Raw genomic sequence first — 7,260 nt, forward strand, 5'->3', positions numbered from 1 at the left:
GTTGTACATGGTCAGTGACCAGAATCCCCGCGCCGGTGGTAGCTGGCCCTTGTCGAAGTGCATGGTGTATTTGGTTGCGCCGCTGTACTTCTGCTTGAGGTCGGGGCCGTCCGAGGTGGGATACACGGCGTCCTCGGGCAGGTTGGCGCCGACGCCGACCTCGGTCACGAAGGCCCGCTGACGGTAGTTGGTCCCGTAGGTGCCCGCCTTGGTGGTGTAGGCCCAGCCGTTCTTGTAGATGAAGTCGCCGGCGACCACGCCGTCTTCGCGCCAGCCACTGATGTTGTCCTGACCGAGTTTTGGCGCCATGGCCAGGCCGGTGTTCGCTGCGGCCGACAGCTTGGTCGGGTCGAAGTCCTGCCCGGGAACGATGCCGATCCTGGCCAGCTTGGCCACCATCGGCGCATCCTCGGGGGCCGGCGGGTTGGTCTTGAGCAGACGAGCGAACAGCTTGAAATACTCCGGCGCGCCAAGGGAATTCACCTGTTGGCGCACCGACGTCTTCATGTCGACCGACGCGCTGACCGGACCTATCGGCGGCAGATAGGGCTTACCGAACGACGACAGCGGCACCGCGGCGATCTGATCCTGCAGCTTGTGCACCGCGTCGTAATCCTCCGGGGTGCCCGAGGAGTAGATGCGGCCCAACAGCCACACCAAGGCCGTCGGCGACTTGTACTCCAGCACGTCGGGCGGCAACGTGCCCTGCCACCCGGGACCGGTGATGGCGAACGTCCGCGGCTTGCCACCGCCGTTGCGTGTGCCCGGCGAGGCGAAGACGTTGGTCCACGCGTCCAGCATGGGCAGCAGGTAGTAGCGGTCGCCCATGTCCGGGACGCTGACGATCCACGGCTCCGTCGCCACGTCGAACCAGGCCTGGGTGTAGAGCGTGTCGGCGTTCGGGGCGGTCACCATGTTGAACGATGCGTTCGGGTAGGTGCGCATGCGCGCGATCTGACCCATCGGCGCTTTGGTGTCTTCTGCGGCGGGCACATTCGTCAATCCGCGACGGGTGTACTCCATCGTGACGAGCGGATAGGCGTAGGCGTAGGCCTCGGTGGCGATGTCGGTGGTTTCCGACTGCGATAAGCCCGGAGTCTCAGACGTTTTGACCGGTGCGGTGGACTTCTCGTTACCGCACGAAGTGATCATCATCAAGGCGGCGAGCAGCACGCCCACCCGTTTGATGGTTGATCGCATGGCCATCCCTTCTACCTGTGGCGTCGACCCAGCGTTCGCCGGGTTTTTACGCGCTCACCGGATACTTTCACGCCATCCGGGCGCGGCGCGCGCCTGCAGGTGGGCGCACCGGGCCACTTCCCACACGAAGTGCCAGCGAAGGAGTAGACACAGGTATGCGGTCACGGCGGGGTGCCGTTGCGCTGATTGCGGCAGCGCTGCTGGTCGGCGCGATGTTGGCCAGCGCGACGCCCACGGCCTACGAACCGCCGCCACTCGTCGCCAACCCGGTCGAGCACGTCGACACCCTGATCGGCACCGGTAGCGGCGGCAAATCGGTAGGGGAGATCAACCAGTTCCCCGGCCCCACGGTGCCCTTCGGGATGGTGCAGTACTCACCGGACACCGTCGACAACTACGCGGGCTACAGCCACTCGAACAAGCGCGCCACCGGGTTCAGCATGACGCACGCCTCGGTGGGCTGCCCGGCCTTCGGTGACATTTCGATGCTGCCGACCACCAGCCCGGTCGGCTCGACGCCCTGGGATACCAACGAGGAAATCGCCCACGACAAGAACGAGCGCGGCGTGCCCGGCTACTACACGGTGCGGCTGCCGTCGGCGGGCGTGACGGCCGAACTCACCGCCACCAACCGCACCGGTGTGGGCCGCTTCCACTACCCGAGCGATCGTGCGGCGCGGTTCTTCGTGCGGTCCGGCGGGTCGCTGGGCGGCAACTCGGCCGCCAAGATTCAAATCGGTGACGACAACATGACGATCACCGGGTCGGCGACCAGCGGTGGGTTCTGCGGGAAAAACAACGTCTACACCGTGTATTTCGTGATGAAGTTCAACAAGCCGTTCACGTCGTTCGGCAGCTGGGACGGCTTCTCGGTATTTCCCAACGGCCGCAGCGCTTATTCGAGTTACCAAGGCGCCGCCGGGGGTTACGTGGAGTTCCCCGCCGGCACGCAGCTCGAGGTGCGAACTGCGCTGTCCTACGTGGACATTGACGGCGCGCGAAAGAACCTGGACGAGGCGGCTGCGGGTTTCGATGACATCCGCGCGGCCGCATCGAAACAATGGAACACCGCGCTCTCACGCATCAAGATCGCCGGATACACCGAAGACGACATCGCCACTTTTTATTCCGCGCTCTACCATTCGCTGTTGAACCCCAACACTTTCAACGATGTCGACGGGCGCTACATCGGGTTCGACGGCGAAATCCATAATGTCGCGCCCGGGCATACGCAGTACGACAACTACTCCGACTGGGATACCTATCGCGGTGTGGCGGCGCTGCAGGGGATGGTGTTCCCTGCCGAGGCCAGCGACATGGCGCAGTCGTTAGTCAACGACGCCGAGCAGAGCGGGTCGTTTCCGCGGTGGGCGCTGGCCAATACGGCAACCGCGGAGATGACCGGTGACAGCGTGGTGGCGCTGATCGCGAACTTCTATGCGTTTGGCGCCAAGGACTTCGACGTGCACAGGGCGCTGCATTTTATGCTCGAGGCGGCGACCAAGGGTGGTGTCGGGCGCCATGGTTACGTGGAACGACCCGAAATCGAGACGTATCTACGCCGGGGCTATCTGCCGCTGCCGACGACGTCGTGTCACGGCACTGTCCCTGCGGCGTCGATCTCGCTGGAGTGGTCGGTCGATGACTTCGCTATCTCCCAGTTCGCTGCCGCGCTGGAGGATTCCAAGACTGCGGGTCAGTTCCAGGATCGGGCTCAGTATTGGCAGAACCTGTTCAATCCCACCACGCATTCGATTCAGCCGCGTAATGCGCTGGGCTTCTTTCCCGCGGGTCCTGCGGTGGTGCCGCCCGGGGACGGTTGTTTCAGCCAGGTCGGGTTCGACGAGGGCAACGCCGAGCAATACGTGTGGTACGTGCCGCAGAACGTCGCCGGTTTGGTGACCGCGCTGGGTGGGCGGCAGGCGGTGGCCGAGCGGCTGGACAAGTTCACCTCGCAGCTCAACGTGGGCCCGGAGCAGCCGTATCTGTGGGCCGGCAATGAGCCCAATTTCCTGGTGCCGTGGCTGTACAACTACATCGGTCAACCGTGGAAGACGCAGGCCTTGGTCGACCTGGTGCGTAGCACGCTGTTCGGTCCGACGCCCGATGGTGAGCCGGGCAATGACGACTTGGGTGCGATGTCGGCGTGGTATGTGTGGGCGGCGATGGGGGTGTATCCCAGCGTCCCGGGGACCTCGACGCTGACGGTGAACACGCCGCTGTTCGATCGCATCGACATTGCCCTTCCCGCAGACAAATTCATTCGGATCACCGCGCCGGGCGCGTCCGGGCACCATCGGCTGCAGTACATCAACGGCTTGCATATTGATGGCCGGTCGACCGACAAGACGTATCTTCCGGAGTCGCTTCTTGCCGGTGGCGGCGAGCTGGCGTTCTCGCTGTCAGCCAAGCCGAACAAGTCGTGGGGGACCGCTGCGTCGTCGCCGCCGCCCTCGTTCGGGGCGGGCAGTCTTGCGGTGACCATGAACGTGTCGCCGGCCATCGTTGCGGTGGACGCCGGGACAAACACCGATGTGACCGTCAATGTGCAGCGGATGGTCGACGGGCCTGCCGACTATGTGATCAGCGGAAAGTCGTACGAGGCAGGGATTTCGGTGACGTCGGCGTCGGGGAAGTTCGGCGACGACGGATCCGGCACGTCGACAGTGACGATCAAGGTGGCCAAATCGGTGGAGGACGGCTACTACCCGCTGGTGCTGACCACCAAGGCGGGCAAGGGGGAGCGGACGTTCATGCTGCTGGTCGCGACCGGCGAGGGCGGGGGGAGTGGGTGATGGGTGGTCATCGGAGGCAGCCACGGCCGGCTCATCCTGGCGGTTGCACTATGCGGACCTGTCGGCGGGTGGGCCGGTGGGCAACTCTGATGCCCTCGTCAATGCATGCTTGAACACCGCCAAGCGGATGGGGGTCTGTGGGCCACCCCTGTTGCCCCGCAAGGTCAAACAAAGCTGCTGCGTTGGGCGCAGCGCCGGTGCTGAAGCGGGTTTGGTAGCGAATGCCCGAATGCCTGCCGGTGGCAAAGAAGGCCGTCGCCCACGCCTGCGGAATGTCATACGACGGGCACGTCCCGATTTCGCGGGTCATACCGAAGTTCGTCGCGGCCGGTGAGCAGGTGTTCGCGAGCCAGCGCGTCGACGAAATCTGCACCTTCGACACCTGGGTTCGAGCTGCCGCCTCGAAAGTGACGACCCCTTGGCGGACCAGCTCATGACCGAATCGTTCCCGTAGTGCGGTGGCGACATCCGTTGCGAGATAACACGTCCCATTCGGTTGGATCAGATCGAAACGACCCGACAAGTCGGAGGAGAACCACCACGGCGACCTGCCAGTAGTGTGCGCTCGGTGCAACAGCACGTTGGGTTGAAGTCGCGATCGAGGGAAACGTGACAGGTCGGCCGGCGGGCGGCCGAGTGCTGGACGCTGGCGCGATTTGCTCATGCCGCCCAGCTCGACGCCACCTGATATGCCATCGCAATCACTCGTTCGGGGTCACGGCCGTTACGCAGCCAGCCACTGGGAGGCTCGCCTTCGAGGTCTTCGCTTGGCGCCCGCATCCACAGCGCGATCATCCATGCGTCGTCGGTGCCCTCCGCCAGCGTGGCGAGTACCTGGGCCAACGACGGAATGGTCGCGCCGTTGTCGAGGAATTGCCACGTCGGGTAGACGACGCCGTCACCGTCGATGGGGCACGCCAGAATCGCGTGCCGTGCCACTCTCTGGTGCAGTGCTTGACGGGACATCTGCAGCCATCGGCTAAGGCCCGCCGTGTCGTAGAACGGCCCCGATACCTCGTCGAAGACATGACCCAAGGGAAGCGCCGCCACCATCGCGTCCGCGATGTCCTCCGGGTCGCCAAACATTTCTGGACCAAGCTGCGCTTCGCGGGCCTTCCGGACTCGGTCATGGACCTTCTGGGCGACTGATCGCATGATCTGCTGCTCGAATGCGGCAAGGTCCGTCATGGTCGCTTCCCTTCGGTCGGCTTGCGCCCCGTCATCACAGGCAAGGAACTGGCGTCAAGCCCGTCAAGTATATATCGTCAATGATGTCAACGAGGTCGCTCCCGCTCGAGCATTTGCTCCGGCGGAAATACGACGTCCCAGTCTCGGGCCATGCTCACGACGGTCCATCCCAGGCGTGCCCCGACGTCGGTGATCGGCTCAGTCTCGACGAACGTCCCTGCCTTGCTGGCGTACTGAAATTCGCGCTCGGCGTCGTCGTGGTCGATCAGCAGCGCAAGGCTGGCAGAGCCGGTGGCCTGAGCCCATTCCAGCATCTCCCGGTCACCCCCGGAGTTGCCGGCGGCCAGGATCGGCCGGCGGCCCAACTGAGTCTGGATATTGGCGATCTTGGCGCTGCCTTCGTTGGCGACGCCGAGCAGGCCGCTGGTGCGCCGGATGACCGGTGGGCCTTCGCCGTCACGGGTGACCTCGTAGCCGATGAGGGTGCCCACCACCAACTCGGCTGGCACACCGTAGAAGTCGTCGCTGATTGCCCGGACGAACTCGGTGCCGCCGCCGGTGACGATCCCGACCGTGAAGTCGCGGCGCCGCAGTTCGGCGATGAGCTCTAACATCGGCTGATAGGTCACCGACCACATCGGCCGGCCCAGCGGCGGGTGCGCCGCACTGCCCATGAATTCCCGTGCCGCGGCGGCGAACTCCTCCGGCGTCATGCCCTCGAACAGACCGGCGAGCGCGAGCGCGATGCGTTCCAGCCCGATCCCCGCGACCGCCGCCTGATCACCGCTGAGCAGGGCGGCAAACTCGGCACGCTCGCCGATCGACGGGTCCTGGGCAACGTGTCGGCGCAGCGCGTCGAGGAAGAAGTCGAGCTGTACATAGCTGGGCCGCTCACACCACAGCGTGCCGTCGTTGTCGAAGTAGGCGACCCGATCTGCGACCGGCACCTCCTCGGCCGCGGCCAGGAACGCCTCCAGCGCGTCCCGGGTGCTGCCGGGGCGCCAGGACGGGAGCGGGTCGTTGCGTTCCAGCGGAATCGCTCAGCTGCTGCCAGTAGTAGCGTCCTGCAACTTGGCCATCACCTGGTCCAGGCTGAAGCTCGCAGATTTCTGTCGCTGCGGGAACTCGACCAACGTCTCCAGCATCTTCGCGACGTAAGCCTGCGCCGGAACGAACAGGAAGATGCGGTCGATCATCCAGTCGTAGTAGGTGTTCGACGTGATGTCGGCCCGCTCGTAGGGATCGGTGCGCAGGTTGAACAGCTTGGGCACGCGCAGTTCAACGTACGGCTCCGCCCAGATTTGCAGGGTGCCTACGCAGCGCTGCTCGAGGAAGACCAACTTCCAGTTGTCGAACCGCAGCGCGGTGAGGTCGCCGTCGTCGGAGACATAGAAGAAGTGCTTGCGCGGGCTCTCGTCGGTCTGGCCGGTGATGTACGCCAACTGGTCGTGCCCGTCGAGGTGCACCTTGTAGGTCGTGCCGTTCAGGTCTGTGCCCGCGCGCAGCCGCTCGGCGATGTCGGGCACACCCGCCGCCGACAACAGCGTGACGAACCAATCATTATGGCTGACAATGCCATTCAACACCGAGCCGGCCGGGATGTGCCCCGGCCAGCGCACCAGTGCCGGGACGCGGTAGGCGCCCTCCCAGTTGGAGTTCTTCTCGTTGCGGAACGGGGTCATGCCGGCGTCGGGCCAGCTGTTCATGTGGGGACCGTTGTCGGTGGAATACATGACGATCGTGTTCTCGGCGATGCCCAGCTCGTCGAGCAGATCCAGCATGCTGCCGACCGTGTCGTCGTGATCCAACATCGTGTCGTGGTAGCGCGACTGCCAGCGCCCCGCGCGGCCTACGCTTTCGGGCTTGGTGTGGGTGCGGAAATGCATGTGCGTGGTGTTGAACCATACGAAGAACGGCGTCTCGGCTTCGTGCTGGCGCTTGATGAAATCGACTGCGGCGTCGTGGAATTCGCCGTCGCAGGTTTCCATCCGCTTCTTGGTCAGCGGGCCGGTGTCCTCGATGCGCTGGGTGCCGTCGCCGTTGGCCCAGGTGTGCAGCACGCCGCGCGGCCCGAACT

6 protein-coding genes are annotated in these 7,260 nt (G+C 64.8%); 1 reads left to right on the top strand and 5 read right to left on the bottom strand.

The features are described from left to right. The coding region (locus WAN02_RS22795; protein ID WP_422266630.1) for a DUF1254 domain-containing protein at window positions 1-1,206 on the bottom strand (1,206 nt) is incomplete at its 3' end. Window positions 1,207-1,355: 149 nt separating this feature from the next. Here WAN02_RS22795 and WAN02_RS22800 point away from each other — a divergent pair. Then, on the top strand, window positions 1,356-3,995 hold the full coding sequence (locus tag WAN02_RS22800; RefSeq protein WP_422266632.1) for a GH92 family glycosyl hydrolase: 2,640 nt from the start codon (window positions 1,356-1,358) through the stop codon (window positions 3,993-3,995). A 31-nt stretch (window positions 3,996-4,026) separates the two neighbouring features. Here WAN02_RS22800 and WAN02_RS22805 read toward each other — a convergent pair whose 3' ends face one another. From WAN02_RS22805 to WAN02_RS22820, 4 genes are all read right to left on the bottom strand, one after another. Then, the gene (locus WAN02_RS22805; protein ID WP_422266634.1) at window positions 4,027-4,659 is read right to left on the bottom strand and encodes an RES family NAD+ phosphorylase; all 633 of its coding nucleotides are present in this window, start codon (window positions 4,657-4,659) and stop codon (window positions 4,027-4,029) included. Next, window positions 4,656-5,183 (bottom strand): hypothetical protein, encoded by a 528-nt coding sequence (locus WAN02_RS22810; protein WP_422266636.1) that lies wholly within the window; start codon window positions 5,181-5,183, stop codon window positions 4,656-4,658. The genes WAN02_RS22805 and WAN02_RS22810 overlap by 4 nt, the downstream gene beginning before the upstream one ends. 86 nt (window positions 5,184-5,269) lie before the next feature. After that, a complete protein-coding gene (locus tag WAN02_RS22815) occupies window positions 5,270-6,130 on the bottom strand; it encodes an HAD family hydrolase (protein ID WP_422266638.1) in 861 nt (286 codons plus the stop codon). Between the two features lie 93 nt (window positions 6,131-6,223). Beyond that, a partial coding sequence (locus tag WAN02_RS22820; RefSeq protein ID WP_422266640.1) for a sulfatase-like hydrolase/transferase occupies window positions 6,224-7,260 on the bottom strand: 1,037 nt, incomplete at its 5' end.

Source organism: Mycobacterium sp. (assembly GCF_049281135.1).
GTDB lineage: Bacteria > Actinomycetota > Actinomycetes > Mycobacteriales > Mycobacteriaceae > Mycobacterium.

Excerpts from the sequence above, each read along its gene's own strand:
- WAN02_RS22800 (WP_422266632.1), top strand. The coding sequence starts at position 1,356 with ATGCGGTCACGGCGGGGTGCCGTTGCGCTGATTGCGGCAGCGCTGCTG.
- WAN02_RS22805 (WP_422266634.1), bottom strand. The coding sequence starts at position 4,659 with ATGAGCAAATCGCGCCAGCGTCCAGCACTCGGCCGCCCGCCGGCCGAC.
- WAN02_RS22810 (WP_422266636.1), bottom strand. The coding sequence starts at position 5,183 with ATGACGGACCTTGCCGCATTCGAGCAGCAGATCATGCGATCAGTCGCC.